This is a genomic window from Telluribacter roseus (assembly GCF_017355915.2).
GTDB lineage: Bacteria > Bacteroidota > Bacteroidia > Cytophagales > Spirosomataceae > Telluribacter.
Window position 1 is genome coordinate 138418 of record NZ_JAFEUV020000012.1, and the last position, 20336, is coordinate 158753.

The 20336-nt window shown below is 48.7% G+C and carries 15 protein-coding genes; 4 read left to right on the forward strand and 11 right to left on the reverse strand.

Going from position 1 to position 20336, the window contains the following annotated elements:
* Positions 1 to 19: 19 nt before the first annotated feature.
* From JTN23_RS19935 to JTN23_RS19955, 5 genes are read right to left on the reverse strand one after another with little or no spacing between them, the layout of a single operon-like run.
* Complete coding sequence (locus tag JTN23_RS19935) at positions 20 to 1162, reverse strand: glycosyltransferase family 4 protein (RefSeq protein ID WP_247236798.1); 1143 nt, start codon at positions 1160 to 1162, stop codon at positions 20 to 22.
* Positions 1149 to 2141 carry a Gfo/Idh/MocA family protein gene (locus JTN23_RS19940; RefSeq protein ID WP_247236799.1) on the reverse strand — a complete coding sequence of 331 codons (993 nt, stop codon included), beginning with the start codon at positions 2139 to 2141 and terminating at the stop codon, positions 1149 to 1151. Before JTN23_RS19940 ends, JTN23_RS19935 begins: the two co-directional genes overlap by 14 nt.
* Before the next feature lie 12 nt (positions 2142 to 2153).
* Complete coding sequence (locus tag JTN23_RS19945; RefSeq protein WP_247236800.1) at positions 2154 to 3167, reverse strand: MDR/zinc-dependent alcohol dehydrogenase-like family protein; 1014 nt, start codon at positions 3165 to 3167, stop codon at positions 2154 to 2156.
* A complete protein-coding gene (locus JTN23_RS19950; RefSeq protein ID WP_247236801.1) occupies positions 3164 to 5176 on the reverse strand; it encodes a GDP-mannose 4,6-dehydratase in 2013 nt (670 codons plus the stop codon). Before JTN23_RS19950 ends, JTN23_RS19945 begins: the two co-directional genes overlap by 4 nt.
* Positions 5177 to 5211: 35 nt before the next feature.
* On the reverse strand, positions 5212 to 6330 hold the full coding sequence (locus JTN23_RS19955; RefSeq protein ID WP_247236802.1) for an NAD-dependent epimerase/dehydratase family protein: 1119 nt from the start codon (positions 6328 to 6330) through the stop codon (positions 5212 to 5214).
* A gap of 1422 nt (positions 6331 to 7752) precedes the next feature.
* Between JTN23_RS19955 and JTN23_RS19960 the strand changes: the two genes are divergently transcribed.
* Complete coding sequence (locus JTN23_RS19960; RefSeq protein WP_247236803.1) at positions 7753 to 8517, forward strand: oxygenase MpaB family protein; 765 nt, start codon at positions 7753 to 7755, stop codon at positions 8515 to 8517.
* A gap of 126 nt (positions 8518 to 8643) precedes the next feature.
* On the opposite strand, the gene JTN23_RS19965 is transcribed toward JTN23_RS19960, so the two are convergent.
* The 6 genes from JTN23_RS19965 to JTN23_RS19990 form a co-directional block, all read right to left on the reverse strand.
* The gene (locus JTN23_RS19965; protein WP_247236804.1) at positions 8644 to 9120 is read right to left on the reverse strand and encodes a hypothetical protein; all 477 of its coding nucleotides are present in this window, start codon (positions 9118 to 9120) and stop codon (positions 8644 to 8646) included.
* Positions 9121 to 9917: 797 nt separating this feature from the next.
* Positions 9918 to 11765, reverse strand: coding sequence for a malto-oligosyltrehalose trehalohydrolase (gene treZ, locus JTN23_RS19970; RefSeq protein WP_262918585.1), 1848 nt, complete (start codon positions 11763 to 11765; stop codon positions 9918 to 9920).
* A gap of 196 nt (positions 11766 to 11961) precedes the next feature.
* Complete coding sequence (locus JTN23_RS19975) at positions 11962 to 13191, reverse strand: AI-2E family transporter (protein ID WP_247236806.1); 1230 nt, start codon at positions 13189 to 13191, stop codon at positions 11962 to 11964.
* Between the two features lie 58 nt (positions 13192 to 13249).
* Positions 13250 to 14353 (reverse strand): AI-2E family transporter, encoded by a 1104-nt coding sequence (locus JTN23_RS19980; protein ID WP_247236807.1) that lies wholly within the window; start codon positions 14351 to 14353, stop codon positions 13250 to 13252.
* A 225-nt stretch (positions 14354 to 14578) separates the two neighbouring features.
* On the reverse strand, positions 14579 to 16189 hold the full coding sequence (locus tag JTN23_RS19985) for an alpha-amylase family glycosyl hydrolase (protein WP_247236808.1): 1611 nt from the start codon (positions 16187 to 16189) through the stop codon (positions 14579 to 14581).
* Positions 16190 to 16255: 66 nt separating this feature from the next.
* The gene (locus JTN23_RS19990) at positions 16256 to 17236 is read right to left on the reverse strand and encodes a TIGR03885 family FMN-dependent LLM class oxidoreductase (protein WP_247236809.1); all 981 of its coding nucleotides are present in this window, start codon (positions 17234 to 17236) and stop codon (positions 16256 to 16258) included.
* Between the two features lie 400 nt (positions 17237 to 17636).
* On the opposite strand from JTN23_RS19990, the gene JTN23_RS19995 reads away from it, so the two are divergent.
* The 3 genes from JTN23_RS19995 to JTN23_RS20005 all read left to right on the forward strand — a co-directional run bounded on the left by JTN23_RS19995 (position 17637) and on the right by JTN23_RS20005 (position 20037).
* Positions 17637 to 18512 (forward strand): TIGR02587 family membrane protein, encoded by an 876-nt coding sequence (locus JTN23_RS19995; RefSeq protein ID WP_247236810.1) that lies wholly within the window; start codon positions 17637 to 17639, stop codon positions 18510 to 18512.
* A 16-nt stretch (positions 18513 to 18528) separates the two neighbouring features.
* Positions 18529 to 18933, forward strand: coding sequence for a hypothetical protein (locus tag JTN23_RS20000; RefSeq protein ID WP_247236811.1), 405 nt, complete (start codon positions 18529 to 18531; stop codon positions 18931 to 18933).
* A 117-nt stretch (positions 18934 to 19050) separates the two neighbouring features.
* Positions 19051 to 20037, forward strand: coding sequence for a DUF1259 domain-containing protein (locus JTN23_RS20005; protein ID WP_247236812.1), 987 nt, complete (start codon positions 19051 to 19053; stop codon positions 20035 to 20037).
* Positions 20038 to 20336 lie beyond the last annotated feature (299 nt).

Sequence of the window (20336 nt, forward strand, 5' to 3'; positions counted from 1 at the left end):
AAGCTGGTTGGGCAGTATGTTAGACGATGGCTTTACCAGCGTTTTTCTGATCTGATATTGCCGGGCTGTTCAGCATCTCCTCATACTTCGCCAGGTAAAGGTTTGCCATGCGCTTCGTAGTGAAGGCTTTGGCCCGAATGGCGGCCCGCTCGGCGTATTTCTTCCTGAGGTCCGGGCGTTGGCTGAGCGTCTCGAGCGTATATTTCAGGGCTTCCAGATTGCCCGGTTCAACAAAGAAGGCCGCTCCAATCCAGTTTTCGCGAAGACTCGGAATATCACCCAGTACCAGGGTACAACCGGCATGAGCTGCTTCCAGAATGGACAAGCCAAAGGGTTCGTATCGGGCGGGCAGGGCATAAATCGAAGCTTTGGACAGCCAGCTGTTTACTTCGTTCTGATCCAGCTTACCGGTGTAGGTAACGTTGGCGAAGGTAGCGTTATCGGATGAGCCGGGTACCGCATCATCTCCCGCAATGACAACCGGCCAGGAGAGCTCACCCGCCACGCGGTTGAGGGATTCTATATTCTTGGCGCTATCCCACAGGCGGCCCATGCTGAAAATGATATCCTGCTTTTCGTCGCGGGCTATGCTTACCGGTTCGCCCCCGTTAGGAATGACGATCTTGTTGGCCACTTCACCATAGATTCGGCAAATAGACTGCAGCATATCCCGACTGGGAGCTACTACCAGATCAGCCGCCTGCAGACCTCTCTGTACCCGGGTAAAGTACTCCTGGTACTGGTCCGGGGGCGTAGAACCAATTACATTTTCCCACCACGAGAATACGCACGAATGGCATACCATCATGACGGGTGCGTTCCAGTCCAGATGGCCGTGGCAGTAGTTGTTCAGGTGAATGAGATCAGGCTGAATCTGCTTCTGGAGTTCCATCAACCACGGACCCGCTTTGTCGACTCCCTCCCAGGGCTTGTCCATCCACTCCAGAGCGTAATCGCTGGAGTGCAGGGTCAGGTTAGGGATCTGAGCCGCCTGTACTTTCTGCTTTTCAGTAGGCAGGCTACCCATGGTTGCCAGATATACCTGAATATCAAATTTACCCAGTGCTTTGGCAAGATTCAGGGAATACGTCCATACACCGCCTACGGTATCGGCGGTCATCAATATGCGGCGGGGGTACTTGAGAGTATTATTTTCTTCCATAAATCTTATCCATTATTTGGGCTACTTGTACTACTGATTCTATATCGGTGTCAAAGCCGCTTCCTTCGGCCAGCTTGCTGGTCCAGTCTACGATGGCCCGGCCGCCCCATTCATCGGGTCCGCTAAACAGGACTTCGGTACGGGTACCGTAGAAGCGCGCTACTTCAAATTCATAAAAAGATCCGTTGATGTTTCGGAAGGAGGCTCCTCCCAGTGATCCGTACACGTTGAAATAGATCTCGGCTTCCTTACCAGCCGGCAGGTTCCAGGAGCAGCTCAATCGCATGGAAGCTCCGTTTTCGGTCTGCATCAGGGCCGTTGCAAAATCTTCCACTTTGGTGTCAGGATCAGTAAGGGGCTCGCCCTTGGAGAATAGCACGGAAGATAGTACCTCCACTTTAGGGTTGCCCAATGTCCAGAGGGCCAGGTCCAGCAGGTGTACACCTAAATCTATCACACAACCGCCACCTGATAACTCCGGATCATAGAACCAGGGCTTATCAGGGCCGTAGGCATTGTGAAAGCACATCTCGATGGCATATATTTTTCCGAGCTCACCCTTCTGTACCAGGTTGTGAAGGAGCCGGTAACAGGTATATCGGTACGAGAAGTCCACTCCCAGCAGCAGATTGGCCTCGCGGGCGGCGTTGACTACCGCAGCGGTTTCTTTGGTGTTACGGCCAAGGGGTTTCTGGCAGAATACTGCCCGTCCCGACTGGATCGCATCCAGCGACTGGGACGCATGCAGGGCGCTGGGGGTAGCTATGACTATGCCATCCAGCTGGTGGCCCAGCAGATCATCGTAGGAGGAACAAAAATCGGCCTCCGGAGCACTGGCTTTGGAGGCTTCGATATTATCAATGGAAGGGTCAGCAATGCAGGTAATGTTGGCGATGCCGGTTTTGGCAACGGCTTCCATACGGTTTCTTCCTATCCAGCCAACACCCAGGAATCCGATTTCTAAATTTTTATTTTCCAATGGTTAGCCGGGTTATTTCGTGTTCAGGATTAACGCTTTTACGAAGCCTTCGGGAGCTTCCTGGTGGGTCCTGAAAGCTTCGTTGATCTGTTCGAGTGAAAAGGTGTGGGTATACAAGGGAGTTGGATCCAGAATTCCTGATTCAACGGCCAGTACAGCTTTTCTAATCCCTTCGATGTACATCTCCGCATCCCGCTCGTGGGCGTTGATCACATCCAGGCCCCGCCAGTTCCAGAGTTGTACATTTACCTGACGCATCCCGTCCTGATGGAAACCGGCTATGACTAACTTGCCGCGGATGCGCGTTAGTTCACCCGCGAGGTTGAGTGGCCACTCCTTCCCGGTACATTCTATAACCCGGTCACAGAACTCTCCATTGGTAAGGTCACTCACCGCGTTGATGATCCTATAATGATCGTCCATGGCTATGGCTTCATCCGCTCCGAATTGCCGTGCCAGGCCCAGTGATGAAGTTCTTCTTGATACAGCGATAACACGGGCTCCGGCTTCTTTAGCTAACTGTACCAGCAGCGCTCCCAGAAATCCAATGCCCAGAATGGCGACGGTCTGACCGGCGCGAATGTCACTGCGGTTGAAGATGTTCATGGCGCAGCCCAGGGGCTCGCCGGGGAAAGGGAGTCCTTTCAACTTCTCGGGAAGCTTTATAGCATGGCTGGCGGGAGCGTAGTCATACTCCCCAAAGGCATTGTAGGATAGTACAGCTACATGATCTCCAACCTGGAAATCCATTACGTTAGCCCCTACGGCGTGTACGGTACCCCAGCCTTCGTGACCGGGACCACCAGCCTGTATGGGATACTGAAACCACTCCCGGCCTTCCCATACCGGTAGGTTGGAGGAGCATAGTCCGCAGCCATCCAGCTTTATACAAATTTCATCATCAGCGGGAGGACGTAGGGTTACTTCGGTAATCTCGATAGATTGGGGAGCTGCGATGACCGCAGAACGTCCCGTAACCAGATCTAGGTTAGATAGAGCAGGTCTGTTTTGTACTTCGGGTATCATACAAGTTTTATGTTAGAGGCAACTTTTTTAGGTTGATCATTATATTTGACGAGCCAGTGGTACAGCTTCTCCACCCCTTCCCAGGCCGATATGCGGGGCTTCCAGCCGGTTTCGGTCTGGAAGCGGGTGGTGTCTGATACATAGTACCGCTGATCACCCGGACGCCACTGGTCAAAGTTCACCTCTATTTTCTCTCCGTGTAGCTCCTGAATGTGATCAATGAGCTGTAACAAACTAATGGTATTGGCGGGACCTCCTCCCATATTGAAAGCTTTTCCATTCAGATGATCCATCTGATCACGAGCCTGTAACATGGCCTGAATAAGGTCTTCCACAAACAGCACATCGCGTACCTGCTTACCATCACCGTAGATGTTGATGGGCTGTCCCTGCAGAGCTTTGAGCAGGAAGTGCGCGATCCAGCCCTGGTCTTCGGTACCAAACTGGTGCGGCCCGTAGATACAGCTCATCCGGAACACGACCGCTTTCAGGCCATAGGTACGTACATAATCCAGGATGTAGCTATCGGCTATCCCTTTGGAGCAGCCGTAGGGGCTGTGGAAGTCCAGCGGGCGCAGCTCACTAATGCCACTTTCTCGGATCAGGGGCTCTTCGGGTTCGTAACGGTTATTGTCAATGACGAGTCGCAGGTCTTCCAACCCCCCGTATACCTTATTGGTGGAGGTAAAAAGCATCGGAGGCTGATGCGACGATTTCCGGATGGCTTCCAGTACATTGAGCGTACCGCGGGCATTGACATCAAAGTCCATGACTGGCAGGTTGCAGCTGGTCGTGACGGCCACCTGGGCGGCAAAGTGGTAGACAAAACTGGCCTTGGCTACGGCGGCTTCTACACAAAACTCGTTGCGAATATCCGCCACTTCAATATTGAGCTGGTCGGGGTAGTGGGTCTTCAGCCAGCGCAGGTTCTTCTCTACGCCCGGGCGTGACAGGTTGTCCAGGATGGTAACCTTTTCACCGGCTTCGGCCAGTGTCTTCACCATGTTAGTACCTATAAATCCGGCCCCACCTACTACCAGTACACTATCGGTTGTGTCGTGCTTGATGTAGGGAACGGACATCCATTTATCCGACTCCAGTTCCCGTGGTGATTTTTCACATAGTAATCGATATAGCAGTTTTTCGGTGCCGTCTGTCTTCACCATACCAAAGGCGTACTCACGTTCGTCGGTATGGAAGCCGTCTACGGTGGGGTATATCTTGTTCAGGTCGTTGAGGCCGTACCAGTACACCCGTTCCACATGAGCTCTGGTACTTTCCAGAAACATTTCCAGTTGCTTGCGCTCATCGTGTTTCCAGGTGGAGTAGCCTGTTTCGGTGATCCAGATCTTCTGGTTGCCACCATTGGAATTGATAACATTTCGTACCTGATCCAGCAGTTGTTCCCAGCCGTACCACTTATCATCAAATACGTGGGGGAAATGGTGAACGCCAATGGCATCAATGTACTTCATCACCTCCCGGTCGTACATGAGCTGTAGCCAGTTGGGATCTACCGGACTCATGCCTCCCAGCAGGGTTTTCTTTTTCAGGTGCTTCATCCAGTGGGCAGCCATCCCGATCATAGCGGTGAAGGTGTTCCACTGCCAGTCCAGCGTGTAGTCGTACTCACTCTTGTTGTTGGGCTCGTTCCAGAGCTCCACCCACTCGAAGTACTTGCCATACTGGGTTACCATCGTATCCAGAAAATCGGCGTAATCCTTAGGGTTGCGCGGGGGCGACGACGTTTTTGGAAGTATACCTTGCGAAGGGGGTGTATAAAGGAAGCAGGGAAGTATTTCCGCTTCTTTGGCAAGCCTGGGTATCAGCCATTTATACCACTGCTTGCCTTCGTCGGTATATAAATCCGCCCAGGACATACCCGTTCTTAGCTGGTTGATGGAAAGCTTGCGGAGCTGATCAAGAGTAGCCTCTACCCGTTCGTATTCGCCCACATGAAACCATTCCAAAAAACCAATTTCAGGATGCTTGATGCCGTTCGATTTCATTCTTATTTCTTTGTTTTAAGGTATGGATCAGATGGTTATACAGTAAGTCCCCGGGCGGACAGCTCATCGGCCGCCTTGTCAACTTCATCAACCGCTACCTGTTCTTTGAGCCATTCGGCCAGTTCGTTAAGTCCATCCCGGAAGTCCACCTCGGGTCGGAAGCCCAGGATCCGCCCGGCTTTTGATATATCAGCAAAGCAGTGACGGATATCACCGACGCGGTACTTGCCTGTGAGTTGAGGTGGTAGGTTGGGCTTGCGAAGGCATTCAGCCAACTTCTCGGCGATTTCCTTGATAGTGTAGTTATTGCCACTGCCCACGTTAAATACTTCACCAGCAGCCTCGGGTACCTCCATGGCCAGACGACACGCCCGGGCTACATCCTTGACGTGCACAAAGTCGCGCTGCTGGTAGCCATCTTCGAATACCAGTGGCGATTTATCATTCAAATAGCGCGAAGCAAATATGGCCAGTACGCCTGTATAAGGATTGGAAAGAGCCTGACGAGTACCGTACACATTGAAGAAGCGTAACGCTACCGTAGGAATATGATAGGCTTTGCCCGCAATCAGACACAGTTTTTCCTGATCGTATTTGGAAAGAGCATATACCGACGCCAGGTCGGGGGTTTTGGTTTCGGGAGTAGCCAGTGGCTGTAGCGTGTTGCCCTGTTCATCGTGAAGTTCCCAGTCGCCCGCTTTGAGCTGGGTCATGGTACGAGCCACGGATTGATAACATTGGCCGGAGGGGGAAGTATACAGCCCCTCTCCGTATATACTCATGCTGGAGGCCACTACCAGTTTCTCAACCGGACGCTCCATCAGTACCTCCATCAGGACGGCCGTACCACGGTTATTGACATCGGTGTACTCATCGATCTCATACATACTCTGACCCACGCCAACGCGGGCTGCAAAGTGATATACCACATCTACATTGTGCAGAGCGTCGGTAAGTGCACGTTTGTCACGAACATCGCCTTTTATCAGTTCTACTTCCGGGTGCAGGTAGTCAGGCCGTTGCTGGCCTATGCCATGTACTTGTGGAATCAGATTATCATATACTACTACATCGTAGCCTTTTGAGATTAATTCATCGCAGAGGTGGGATCCAATGAAACCAGCTCCCCCCGTGATTAATACCTTTTTTTTCATTCAATGCAGTTTTTAGTATGGATAAATGTGTACGTATATTGTTACGAATTATTAGCTCTCTAAGGTTGTCAAGAGTGGAAAACCTCTACTACACATTTCAATACCACACTTCCCATTTGCCTGACACCAGTCATCAATTGTGCGGGTTCTAAAACCTATTCACACAATCTCGTTTTGATTTTTAATTAGTTATACCACTTTTTAAGTTGCTTAGAAAGTAGTTATAACTGATTAAATAGTTAAAAATCAATGTATTAGCATCAGAGACAACAGCATCTTCATCTTCCCACCTAATCTAAAATATCATGCCAGTAGGTGTTTTTACTGTTGAAGTACCTATCTACAACCCATGGTTGATCTCCCTGCGATGGGTTTAATGAACCATACTTGCTTTACTGACAGGTGGTGCTGTAAAACTGCGTCAAGCGGAAAAGTCAATCAATATGATTGCTAGCCAAGGAAATACGTAGCCGTCACCTTGATGAATAGAATCTTTGATTGCTGTTCTGATTGATCTAAAAAGTAAATAGACGATGACACTATAAGTCGTCACCATTCTCAGGTCATTTACCTTTTTTATAAGAGTAGTTTGGTAGTACCACCAAACAATTTTTTTGAGGAGGATCTTCTACTTGTATAACAGCAGGAGACGTATAGTGTTTTATACGTAGCTAAAAATTATAGCTTTTTTGGCTAAATAAAAAATCTACTGTCTGCATTTTTTAAATAGAAGGGTAGCCGAGCCCGTCTGTTTGGTAACTTGTAGTAAATTAATAGGGCTGATATACAGTGAAATGAGAGTCTTGTATAGTTTTATAAGCAGTATGAATGGGGTAGGCAGGAAGAAAAATAGTCAGGCAAAGATTGAACGAAGAGTCAGAAGAGTGAAGGATAACAACGTTAGATAAGTTACTGTTGTAAAACTATTTTTAGTACATAAATGCGACTTTTCAATGCCTGCTGAACATAGAATGAGCTCGTATATGCCATTAGGAGAGCGGTAATTTTTAAAGTATAAGTAGTCACTTCTATAATTGATATATAGGTCTGTATTTACACCTTGTATAACATTTTTACTCATGTACTTACTGCCAGTTTTGATCACCTCTATTGATTTAAAAGAGCATTTGGACTCTGCAGATGTCTTAATGATACTCAATCGACATTCCTATTTCTAAGAGCTCATTGTGTAACGACTAGAAAATAAGAAACAGGTACAGTTACATAAAGCAGCAAGGCGAGCGATCATTTCAACCTAGCGAAAATGTCCTAAATGGTTGGTAGGGAGCCTGTTGTTAATTATACGGATTTGGTATATTTAAGATCCAAAAGTGACCTCTTGTTATACATTAGGAAAGTGCTTTGTAGCGTTTACATGGAGGTATGAGCGCACATTTTGCTAGTGTTTTTTGTTTATACATCATGAACTACTTTGTAAGAAAAGACTCCATTGTACGGGAGATATGGGGAAAAGGAGATACCATCCTTTTCATATTTGCCGGGGCTTCCGCTGAGTTTGCTCTGAATAAAGCCGTAGACTGGCTGTACTTTACAGGTAAGCTTCCGGCCGATCCCCTGGGTAGGTTATTTTCGACCGTTGCCTACGCCCGTCAGATCGTATTTTCTGAACTCGACGCGGCTAATAAGGCCATTGATCGCATTGCAGCTATTCATGCAGGAGTTGAAGCCAAGCGAGGGGCTACTATACCAGACTGGGCCTATAGGGATGTACTTTTTATGCTGATTGACTATTCGATCAGGTCCTACGAGCTTTTGGAAAGAAAGCTGACGCAGGCCGAAAAAGAAGAAGTATTTGATGTATTTTTTCGTGTAGGTACCCGCATGGGTCTGGTTGGCCTGCCTATGACATTTGCCGATTGGCTGGTGATGCGGGAGCAGCACCTCGAACAGAATATGGTAAACAGTCATTTTACCAAAGACCTTTACAAGCAGTATCGAAAGCACCTCGGACTGATCCGCTACAAACTATTGATGGAGGCGCAGGTGATGGTAGTACCCGCACGGGTAAATACTCTTCTAAGCTTAGGTAATCTGCCCCTGCTGGACCCGGTACTTACGGTATATAAATGGAGCCGAAAGCTTAAGACGGACTGGATCCTGAAATCGTTGATACTGCCGGATCAATATAAAGCGGAGATCAAACAACTGGATGTATACCGCGCCTGATAAGCCTACTAAATATAGGTACTGATAAAAATAAAAAGCAGCTCCGCTTATACAGGTGGAGCTGCTTTTATTTTATGCTGTCCTTTCAAAGTATTGCCAGATTAGTAGCAATCAATGATCTTGTTTTTAAGCTTGAGATTCCTGCGCGTTTTTTGGCTTACGACCACGTGGCTTACCGGTATACTCTGGCTTGGGCCCTTCCTGCTCCAATTGAAGCTCATAACCAGTTAAACCTTCATAATCAAATGGTTTGACGGTGAAGTTGTACTTGTTATTGCTGTAATCAACACCATTCTTTTGTAAAATAAAGGCCAGAGGAATGTTGTAGTTCTTAGTGCTTTTCGTCAATTCAAAAGCTTCGGCCTGATCGTCGGTAGAAGGTACCAGGAAGAGTGATTTGATTTTTCTTTTGCCTTCCTGGGCTCCAATCATAAAACGGGTTTCCTCGGGATTAAAGTCAAGCTGCTCTACTGTTTTATTCGGGAATACAAGCTTACCAGTTCCTGAAATATACCCCGTTAGTTCCGGTGCCTTTGAAGTGCTTTTCTGTTTTTCCTCGCTATTATCCACGGGTGAGAAAAAACGAATGGATTTTGCTTTCATAGAATGAAGTTATAATGAGTCTTTGCAAACTTACAAAAGTTTTTTGTGATGAAACTAATAAAGCAGGAATTAAGGGAAAAACAAAGCCTAGCCAATAATGTTGCGAAAAATCTTTATTTAAATCTATAATCTGTTTTACCTATATGTGCTTCGGCCGTTTTCAAATCACTAAAAAGTGGTTTGCTGATTCCTTAACTGTCAGTTATATACTCGGGAATTAGCTAAGGAGAAACGATAGTAGTAACAGCAGTAGTATAAATGCCTCATTACAATACCAGGCTATATGAATAGAGTACTACTAATCAATACTACAAAACATCATTTTTAGACTACCGGTGGCCTTACGATAAAGCCAGACCAAGTGCTTACTGTCTAATATTGATTACTAATGAGTCTGCTGATTGTCAATTTCTACTTATTTATCTGATGTTAGAGCTAGGAATAAAATTGAAGACACTGAATATTATTAACCTTTTCTAATAATTGGAGTAATAACTATTTTAATAGTTACTGATTGATATAGGAAGATTTGGAACACGTTAAAAAGCCAGGTGCCGGATCTATCATGTTGATACTAATGGCACTCCGCATCCATATCAATCATTCCATGTCGAAAGCTGGCTGTGGTATAGGTCTCATACATAGAGCTGGTCCGGCACAAAGGTGCTGGATAAAGAAGTAGGTATTCATCATGTATATGATAGTTTAAAAATGAAGAGATGTATACCGGCTGGTACACATCTCTTCATTAGTACTGAATTAGATAAAATGATTACCTCATTCTCATTCTATATATCTTATTTGTTTGAGTAAACGCAGACGCTGCAGGGAGCAATCTGGATTTCCTGGTTGGCATCTACCCGTTGCGGGGCCGCTTCACCAGTCACCTCCGGCTTTTCCAGCCATTCCTCTTCTTTTGAATCAATGACTTTAAACCACTGATTGCTCTGATCAGTTGGAGTAAAGGCAAGGGGTTCGTCGGAGAAGTTAAAAATACAGAGCAGGTAGGTGAGCTGGTCTTCGCTGCGCCTTTGCAGTACCAGCCCCTGCTGACCCAGTACCTGAACGTACAGGTCGTTCTTGCTGGGATTATGTAGTACCGGATTGGTTTTCCTGAGCTCTATCAGACGGCGATGCCACTCCAGCATGATGCTGTGCTTACCACTCTGCCGCTTATGCCATTGTAGCTTGGAGCGGTTGAAGGTATCCTCGTCCTGCGGATCGGGTGGTTCAACATCCCATTGAAACCCCTCAAATTCTTTTTTACGCCCCTCCTGTACGGCTTTGATCAGATCCTGGTCGGAGTGGCTGACAAAATAAAAGAACGGACTTTGATCAGCGTATTCTTCTCCCATGAATAACATGGGCAGGTAGGGGGACAGCAGGATAGCTGCTGCCGCCAGTTTGGTACGTTCAAAATCCACCAGCATGCACAGGCGCTCCCCCTGTACCCGGTTACCTACCTGATCGTGATTTTGGTTAAATACCACAAATTTTTCTCCGGATACTCCGGCTGAGGATACTCCGTGCTTGCGCTTCCGGAAATTGACGTAATCGCCACTGTGTACAAATCCTTCCGAGAAAGCTTTGGCCAGTTGCTGCATACTGCCGAAGTCTTCGTAGCGGTTCTTGCCCTCTTTATCCAGCATCACATAGAGAGCATGATGGAAATCGTCCAGCCACTGGCCATCAAAACCAAAGCCACCTACATCCGGTACTTTCACAACTTTAGGGCTGTTGAGGTCACTTTCGGCGATCATGTACAGAGGACGCCCGAGTTTCTGCTCCAGCTGCCGTACTTTGCCGTAGGTATACTCCCAGAAATGGACCGCTCCAGTATCATACACCGCATGAATGGCATCCAGGCGCAGGCCATCGAAATGGTACTTTTCAAACCAGTGCAGTACATTATTCGCAAAGTAATCACGCACACCATCGGACCACTCCCCGTCAAAGTTGAGGGCATCGCCCCAGGGGGTATGGTACTTGTCGGTAAAGTAGGGGCCAAACTGACCAAAGTAGTTTCCTTCGGGTCCCAGGTGATTATACACTACATCCAGAAACACCGCAATACCCTTAGCATGGCAGGCATCTACCAGCTTTTTTAGTCCGTCCGGGCCCCCGTAGGAGTTCTGTACTGCGTAGGGATATACCCCATCGTAGCCCCAGTTGCGACCTCCGGGAAATTGTGACACGGGCATCAGCTCAATGGCATTGACACCAAGATGTACCAGATCGTCCAGATAGGGGATCATTGACTCAAAGGTACCTTCCGGGGTAAATGTCCCTACGTGAAGTTCGTAAAGGATCAGGTCTTTCAGCGGAATACCCCGCCAGCCCTGATCCTGCCAGGAGTAGGCAGAATGATCAACTACTTCCGAAGGGCCGTGTACTCCTTCGGGCTGGTAGTGAGAAGCCGGGTCGGGAAAATCTTTTTCATCGTCGGGACGGTAGAAATACCGGGTACCCGGAGCTGCATTGGTAACTTCAAGCTGAAAGTAGCCGTAGTCGAGGGGCTTCATCTCTAACAGCTGCTCCTGAGGATAGATCAAGTGAAGCAGCATTTTTTCTTTCTGGGGCGCCCATACCGTGAAAGTACATGTGTTTGCAGTACATTTCACCCCGGGTAGTTTAGCGTGTAACATTTGGGGGTAGCATTATCCGATATAATAGTTTTAAAGTGACAGTACAGAGTTTATAAAAAGTATGCCCCGCAGGGCCTGAGTACCTAATTACAGCTGGCTATTTAGTAAACGGTCTTCCGCAAGGTGTTGTATCCAGTGCATATGGCCCGATCTACTATGGGTAGTAGCTCAGTCTGCGTCTGATGCACACATAGGTCTATGTAAACTTATTTGTAGCCCAATTTTTTATCTTGTCAAAGAAAGTAGGGCTATCGCTATCGGATGTATCTTCTTCTCCAAACAGGTAACCCAGCGGTTGTAAGACAGGTATATGATCAAAAATAACCTTGGCAATACCGAGCGCAGGAATGGCTATAAGCATACCAACTACTCCCCATAGCGCGTTGCCCAATACCACCACAATGATGGTAAAAATGGGATTGATATTTACCTTATCTCCGATGATAAAGGGCTCCAGCAGGTAGGTTTCCAGAAATTGGGCGATACCAAACGTAAGCGTAACTCCTATGGCCTGACTGGCATTGCCGCCCGAAAAGAGTGCCATGGCTATAGCCAGACCGTAACCAATGATGTTGCCGATGTAGGGGATCAGCGTAAGCACCGCCGCCAGGATTGAGATCAGGATAGCCTGCTGCACCCCCGAGATCAGCAGACCAATGGAATAGGCAATGGAAAGTATAACGACCAGGATCAAACGGCCAAACAGGTAGTTCTGTGAAACTTTGGTGGCACTGCTGATGACATCTCGGGTACTGTTCTGACGGCCTTCCGGGACCATTTTAATAATGGATTTTTTAAACTTCTCCCGGTAGAGCAGAAAGAAGAATATATAAACAACAGTTAGTAAAGAAGTACTGACTAATTCGATAAATTTCATTAAAAAGCTGCCCGCCGTCGACATCATAGAGCCCCCTCCGGACTGCTGTGACTGCGAACCCGACTGCCCCTGACTCTGTCCCTGTTGCGACTCGCCGCCCGATGACTGCGCTTCCTGGCCACCCCCACTACTGCTACTACTTGAAGAGGAGCCACTTTTAAGGCTACTCGGTAGTTTCTGCTTCTGCTCGCTTACCGAAATCCCGGTTTTCTCGGCTATGAAATTTTGCAGGTCATTCACCTTGGGCTCGAGCTTCTGTTTCATTTTGGGCCAGTCTTCCGAGAAGCTTTTTACCTGAAAGGCCAGTATACCCGCCAGTACTCCGAAAAAGAACAAGATGCTAAGTACTGCCATGAACGAGGACCAGCCTCGCTTCATGCCTTTGTGCTCAAACCAGTTGGCCACCGGGAGTACTACCATAGCCAGTACGGCCGCTACCGCCAGGGGCGCCAGGAAAGCTTTGGCTTTGACGAGTCCCCAGAAGAAAAAGAAGAGGGCCAGTACCAGTAAGGTAAAGTAGGCGAGTATCGTAAAGGCTTTGCTTTTCATGGTGGAGTAAGTAATAAGTGTACAGTGATCTGGAACTGTCTGATACTGAAATTACTTTCTATTCTTCTTTTTTGTTTGTCAGGCCTTTGAAATAGTTTTTGATCTTACCGATCCAGACGGATTCGGATATATCGTCCTGCATGAGAAAACCGTAGGGACTGAGGGTAGGAATATGGTCGCAAATAGCCCGGATTACCGCAAACAGCGGGATAAAGAGGATCATACCCGCCACTCCCCAGATCAGCTGACCGGTCACGATGGCTATGATGATCATCAGCGGACTCAGGTTCATATTGGCCCCCATCACGAAAGGCTCGATGAGGTTGTTATCAATAACCTGAGCCAGTACCAGTATCATGATGGTAGGTATCACCAGGTCGGTAGAGCCACTGAGCAGCGCCATGGATATGGGGAAGAAGCTGCCGACAAAAGGACCGACGTAGGGGACTATGCTGGGAAGTACGGCCAGCAGACTCATCAGGATGGCATTCTGAAGCCCTACTACTGAGAAGCCTATTCCGTAAAACACCACCAGGAACAGCATCGAAATCAGACGACCTCCCAGGTACTTGGATGATACCTGTGTGATCTCCCGGATGGTGTCTTTGGCCTCGGGCTTGCTTTCCCGTGAGGTAATCTTCAGGAAGAACCGCTTGTACTTATCCCGCTGCCAGATCATAAACAGCATGTAGATCAACACCAGCACGATAGAGCTTATCATGCCCAATATACCATTCAGGAAGCCTTTGACGAGGTTGTTGGATGACTGGGAGAATTTCTTGGCCTGCTCATCTACAAACTGTATCTGCTTGCTGGGCGGTATACCAAACTCCTGATTGATCCAGCGTTGTATCTGTCTGATCACCTGCTGTAGCCGGGGTTGCATATCGTCCATGTCCTGGGATATTCGGGTTATTTCGGCAGTGATCACCCACATAAAGCCCGTGATGATCAGGACCAGTATCAGCAGACAGGTAATGGTGGCCAGTAGCCGACTCAGGCCCCAGTCTTCGAGCTTGCGGCTCACCGGCAGGAACAGCATGGACAGGATAATGCTGAAACATAATGGTACCAGAAACGGACGACCTATATACAAAAAAGCAATAAACAGTAGAAGGAAAAGTAACGCGGCCGTTGCACGATAAATGGAAACGCCTTTCATAAAAGTTGGGGACAAGAGGTTGAAATTTCTCTAAGCTATCAGGTACTCATCTCCCCGCACTCGTATTCACATTATGGTACCAAGCTGTTAGTAGAGTTGAATAAAATCGTACCACGTGCTTCTCATTTTGTTTACCTTCCTAGTGTTTGGGCAAAAAAAAGACAGGCAGTACCCGGAGGCCGAGCCTCCGGGTACTGCCTGTATTGGGCAGAATGGTGCCATTATCTACTTATCAATCAATACAATGATGCCTTCGTCTCCACCCAGCGAAAACGTCTTTTCCAGGTAAGTACCTTCTCTTTCGGGTTCGGTCGCAAGGATTACCCTTCCGCGCAGACCATCGGTTTTGGGTGTGTAGTAGCAGGGACTATGGCTCAGATTGAGCATAATCAGGAAGCACCTGTCTTCATACTCCCGGGTATACACGATCATTTGCTTGTCCGAATGCACCGGTTTGTAATTACCTACGTGCAGGGCCGGTTCCTGTTGCCTCAACTGCACCAGCCTTCTGTAGTAGTTCAGTATCGAGTGCTCACTGTTGCGCTGATGTGTGACATTGACGCGCTTGTAGTTACTGGAAAGCGGCAGCCAGGGCTCGGCATCGGTAAAGCCGGCGTTGGGGCTGTCGTCCCACTGCATAGGTGTACGGGCCGGGTCCCGGCTCACGTTCAGGTCAGGCATGTTAAGTCCCTGCGGGTCCTTGACCTTATCGGGCGGAATGGGTACATCGCGCATACCCAGCTCGTCGCCGTAGTAAAGGGTAGGGGTACCTCTGAGCGTAAGCAGCAGCATGGCTGCCACCCGGGCCTGCTCTATACCCACGCGACTGGCAATACGTACATTGTCGTGGTTGCCCAGTACCCAGTTGGGCCATCCATCAGGGGGTAGCGCTCCTTCGTACTCATCAATAGCCCCCGCTATGCGCTGTGGGTCCCAGGGCATGGTGATCAGCTGGAAGTTGAAGGGCAGGTGCGCACCGTTCCCATTCTGGCCGTAGTAGGTCATCAGCCGGTGAATGGGCAGGTATATCTCCCCGATGATCAGGCGTTCGTCGTACTCATCGGTCAAGGCCCGCATCATCTGCACGATGTTATGGATCTCGGGCTGATCGGTCGAGTAGGTAGGAAGCAGTTCGTTGTACGTCACGTCCACATTAGGCTTGTAATCCAGGTTTTTGGGGTTGTCACGCAGCTGATCGTCCTTGATCATGTGCCACATCACATCTACCCGAAAGCCGTCAACCCCCTTGTCCAGCCAGAAGCGCATGACATCCATCATGGCCTGCTGTACCTCCGGATTGCGCCAGTTCAGGTCGGGCTGTTCTTTCAGGAAAGCGTGGTAGTAGTACTGCTGGGTCTTTTCGTCCCACTCCCAGCCGCTGCCGCCAAACACGCTCAGCCAGTTGTTGGGAGGAGTGCCATCCGGGTTGCCATCGTGCCAGATGTACCAGTCACGCTTGGGATTATCCCGTGAAGACTTTGACTCCAGAAACCACGGGTGCTGGTCGGAGGTATGGTTGGGTACCAGGTCCAGGATGAGCTTCATGCCCCGCCGGTGTACCTCGGCCAGCAGCTCATCAAAATCTTCCATCGAGCCAAACAGCGGATGAATACCCGTATAATCTGCGATATCGTACCCGAAGTCAGCCATGGGTGAAGGAAAGATCGGCGAAATCCAGATGGCTTCCATACCCAGCCACTCGAGGTAGTCGAGTCGCTGCAGGATTCCCTGTAAGTCTCCCACTCCATCACTGTTACTGTCCTGATACGAACGGGGGTAGATTTGATAAACAACCCCTTTCTGCCACCATAGGTACTCTTTCGTTGTATTACTCATTGTACAATTGGGTTTTACAGCAGCCCCGGCCCAGCGCCTGTACCGGGGGTGTCTGATGCCTGACAATTATTTTCTGGTTAATACAGGAATAACTTTATCCCCAAATACTTCTACAAATTGTTCCTGTTGCAGGTTGACGTTGTGCAGGTACAGGTGGGTCACGCCCAGTTCGATGTCCTGCATCAGCCATTCGATGTGCTGGTCCGGACTATCCGACACCCGCACGTGTGGCTCCATCTGGTCAGGAGTCACCATACTACCTGCCACATCAAAGCCCTCGGGCGTACGAATATCCGACAGCAGTGCCGACTGGAATATGTTGTTTTTCCACTGCTCGTGGGCACCCTGCAGGGCTTTTTCCTTCGTTGTGTCGTAAGATAGCTGTACCTTCAGGTAGATGGGCTTGTTTTCGCCCCCGCCCCTATGGAAAGCCTCCAACATTTTTTTCATGTCCTCGGGCGGTCGTGATGTGGTGATCATGCCGTCGGCCCAGCTACCTACCCATTCGGCCGTAGCGGTAGTAAGGGCAGGCCCTATCACGGGTGGTATGTAGTCGGGGCGGGTGTACAGCTTGGCTTCCTGTACGGTTACGTGTCCGTAGTGCGTCACCGACTCCCCCCGCCAAAGGGCCCTCATGATGTCTACGCACTCTTTGAGCCGCTCGTTCCGGATGGGTTTGGGGGGCCACTTCTCGCCGTTGATATGTTCGTTCAGAAACTGCCCACTACCCGCCGCAATAAAAAAACGGTGCGGAAACATCTCGCAAAGTGTGGCAACCGCCTGGGCTATGATAGCCGGGCTGTATCGTTGTACCGGCGCGTTTACTACACCAAAATTTAAGTTGGTAGCGTGCATAGCCGCCCCTAACCAGCTCCACACAAAGCCACTTTCACCCTGGGCTTCGCTCCAGGGCATGTAGTGATCCGATGTTAAGGCGTGGGTAAAGCCGGCTTGTTCGGCCTTTTGGGCAAGCTCCAGCAGATGACTTGGTTTGAATTGTTCGTGTGAGTGGTGAAATCCTACTTTTATCTCTTCTTTTACTGCCATGTATACGCAATATTTGTGTGGGTGTGGAATATAATACACATAGATATTGTCCTGTGTTTAGTCTATAACCGGTATAATGATAAGTATGTTGGGCTGGAGTAACTGATAATCCTTTATTTATGCCCTCCATTCTACAACCTGAGCGTACCCCTGACTCCGGTTACCGCTACCCCAATACTTACAAGTACTTGCAGTAAAACCTTACAATAAGATTAAAAACAAGCCAGCAGGAAGTGCAGGTATTTAGGATCAACTACAGCCAGCAGGATTGAATTAGAAGCTAGGACTGCATCCGAACCTGTGCTATGTATACCCTGACTGGTAGTGGCACAGAATTTAGTGTAACTAAGTACCCCAACATATAGGTAGTTCGATTACAGGTGTCGCAGGGAATTGATCAATGGCTAAAATTCAGGATTCAACCCGTCCCATCACGGAGTCCCTTGAAGAGTACGGACGAGGTATAGCAGGAGGGCTGCTTTTCAGTTTCCCGCTACTGTATACGATGGAAGTGTGGTGGGCTGGCTTTATAGCCTCTCCCTTACAGCTCATCATTGTTATTCTATTTACATTTCTGCTGTTGCTCGGCTACAACCGGTATGCCGGTATGCACCCGGAGGCCCACTGGCGAAGTGTGTTCATTGATTCCTTCGAGGAAATAGCCATAGGTTTTATGCTGGCATTTTGTATGCTACTGATGCTCAGGCGCATAGAGTTTGGTACCATGTCCATGATTGAGATAGTGGGTAAGGTAGTCATAGAAGCCATGGTGGTATCCATCGGGGTGTCCATAGGTACCTCACAGCTTGGTATACAGCCGGAATATTCGGCTTCCTCCAGGGAGGAGGAGCAGGAAATCAAAGCCATAGAAGAGGAGCGGCAGCATAGTCTGTTCGGACTGATCGTGCTGGGTGTATGCGGAAGTATAGTTGTAGGAGGGAACGTAGCTCCTACCGAAGAGATCCTGATGATTGGTATAGGGGCTGAGCCAATTCATATCCTTGCCATGGCGCTGGTCTCTCTGTTTCTGTGTCTGCTGATTATCTTTTACAGTGATTTCAGAGGAGGGGTACTTGAAGGTTCCAAGATTGATTATCGGACCGTTATCCTTCAGACCAGTACCAGCTACATAATAGCACTGGCTACTTCCGCTCTGCTGCTTTGGTTTTTTGGCCGTTTTGATGCTTCCAGCTTTTGGGTAGGCTTCTCCCAAACCATCGCCCTGGGTGTACTGTCTTCTCTGGGGGCTTCGGCCGGTAGCCTGCTTATCCGTTAAACCACCTACTCTTTATATGGCTAATCGTACCAATACCTACATTGACCGAAAAAATAAACTTGAATACGCCATAGCCGGGCTGGGATTTTTGCTGGTACTGGCTATACTTGGGTACCTGATTTATAAAACCATTACGTATAAGTCAGAGCCACCGCAGTTGTTTCTGCAGTACTTTCCCGAACCAGGCCGTTACGAGCCCCACCGCTACCACGTTATAGTGCATAATAAAGGGGCCGAAACTGCCGAGGCAATCATCATTGAGCTAACGCTGGAAAAAGGGGGTGAAGAGCTGGAAAAAGCACAGCTCGACGTGGCCTTTTGCCCCAAGGAGTCAAGCCGCGAAGGCTACGTATCGTTCATCGAAAGTCCCAGTCAGGCGGATACGATTAAGGCTCGGGTGGTAAGCTATAATAAGCCCTGAGGTAGTATATTTACTTCGTAAAAACTATTTAATACCCTTTGCTAAACAGTATCAGATTGATAAAGTTTAGCACTAGAACACAACCAATTACCCATTTATCTTACTCTTTTCAAACCTATGAAATCAGACAAAGTAAGCCGCAGGCAGGTTCTTCAGAATTCAGCCCTGATCGGAATAACCAGCATACTTGGCGGGAAAGATCTCCTGCCGGACCGAACGCTCAATAAGCCATTGCTCGAGACTCCCCCGCTGACCCGCCAGGAAGTGAACGCTATTGAGGCTGCCCTGGGTAAGAAAGGTACCTACCACGAATCGCAGTCGGTACATTCCATTGCTCTGCCCCGTAATGACCTGAAGGTAACGATAAAAGGGGAGCCGGTACCCATAGCCTTAGGGTTTGGAGGCTGGGTCGCCTTCAAGCGAACGGTCGAGGGAGACTCTACAGTAATGATGAGTGATACCGTGCTGCTGGAAGAAGAAGTAAATCCGCTAATATCGGCGGCCCAGGCCAATGGTCTGGAAGTAAGTGCCATTCATAATCACTTCTTCTACGAACAGCCGCGGATCTTTTACATGCACTTGCATGGCCACGGATCTACCGCTGAACTGGCTCAGAAGTACGCCGCTACTATTAAGCAGACAAAGCTATTTCCGGCTAATCAGACTGCCGCCGCCGCGGGGCGTCCGGCCGGAGAGTTGTTTGACATACCCGCCCTGGATGCTATTGTTAAGGGGTTCGGTGCGGTTAATGGCCCTACCTACAAGTACACCATGGGCCGTGACGACCTGTCGGTAATGGCCATGGGGGCCGAAATGACCGCTGCCATTGGTCTCAACTCCTGGGCATCTTTTGCCGGTACTAAGGACAGTGCGCATATAGCTGGTGATATCGCCATGCTTGAGCACGAGGTCAATCCGGTAATCAAAGCTCTTAGGGCCAATGGCCTGGAAGTGGTGGCTCTGCACAACCACATGCTCGACGATGATCCGCGCATTTTCTTCCTGCACTACTACGGCAAGGGACCTGCTACTCAACTGGCACAAGGATTCAGAGCAGCTCTGGACGAACTGGGCAAGCCCGACGAGCGGCCCATGAAGCACTAGACAAACTATCTGATTAATAACGTAGGAACAAGGTGATTGGGGTGACTTGTAAGGAGTACCTTTGTGATGGTCATGGCCACCCTAATCACCCGCCCTTATTCACGTAACAGGAGGTATTTATCTATGGGTTAGGTTCCTGTTTATTAACTACTGCTCTATTTTTATCTTAAAGCGGATCGATTATAATCTGTTGAATAACAGTCACCTGTTTCTACTTATCTGCTTTCCCGCCTGTATATCTGCACCTTACATCCGGACCGTATTCAGCATATAATATTATTTTCGGTAGTTAGATTAAA

Bases quoted from the DNA above. Each gene is read 5' to 3' on its own strand.
- JTN23_RS19935 (WP_247236798.1), bottom strand. From the start codon at position 1,162: ATGGAAGAAAATAATACTCTCAAGTACCCCCGCCGCATATTGATGACC.
- JTN23_RS19945 (WP_247236800.1), bottom strand. From the start codon at position 3,167: ATGATACCCGAAGTACAAAACAGACCTGCTCTATCTAACCTAGATCTG.
- JTN23_RS19950 (WP_247236801.1), bottom strand. From the start codon at position 5,176: ATGAAATCGAACGGCATCAAGCATCCTGAAATTGGTTTTTTGGAATGG.
- JTN23_RS19955 (WP_247236802.1), bottom strand. From the start codon at position 6,330: ATGAAAAAAAAGGTATTAATCACGGGGGGAGCTGGTTTCATTGGATCC.
- JTN23_RS19960 (WP_247236803.1), top strand. From the start codon at position 7,753: ATGAACTACTTTGTAAGAAAAGACTCCATTGTACGGGAGATATGGGGA.
- JTN23_RS19965 (WP_247236804.1), bottom strand. From the start codon at position 9,120: ATGAAAGCAAAATCCATTCGTTTTTTCTCACCCGTGGATAATAGCGAG.
- treZ (WP_262918585.1), bottom strand. From the start codon at position 11,765: ATGTTACACGCTAAACTACCCGGGGTGAAATGTACTGCAAACACATGT.
- JTN23_RS19975 (WP_247236806.1), bottom strand. From the start codon at position 13,191: ATGAAAAGCAAAGCCTTTACGATACTCGCCTACTTTACCTTACTGGTA.
- JTN23_RS19980 (WP_247236807.1), bottom strand. From the start codon at position 14,353: ATGAAAGGCGTTTCCATTTATCGTGCAACGGCCGCGTTACTTTTCCTT.
- JTN23_RS19985 (WP_247236808.1), bottom strand. From the start codon at position 16,189: ATGAGTAATACAACGAAAGAGTACCTATGGTGGCAGAAAGGGGTTGTT.
- JTN23_RS19990 (WP_247236809.1), bottom strand. From the start codon at position 17,236: ATGGCAGTAAAAGAAGAGATAAAAGTAGGATTTCACCACTCACACGAA.
- JTN23_RS19995 (WP_247236810.1), top strand. From the start codon at position 17,637: ATGGCTAAAATTCAGGATTCAACCCGTCCCATCACGGAGTCCCTTGAA.
- JTN23_RS20000 (WP_247236811.1), top strand. From the start codon at position 18,529: ATGGCTAATCGTACCAATACCTACATTGACCGAAAAAATAAACTTGAA.
- JTN23_RS20005 (WP_247236812.1), top strand. From the start codon at position 19,051: ATGAAATCAGACAAAGTAAGCCGCAGGCAGGTTCTTCAGAATTCAGCC.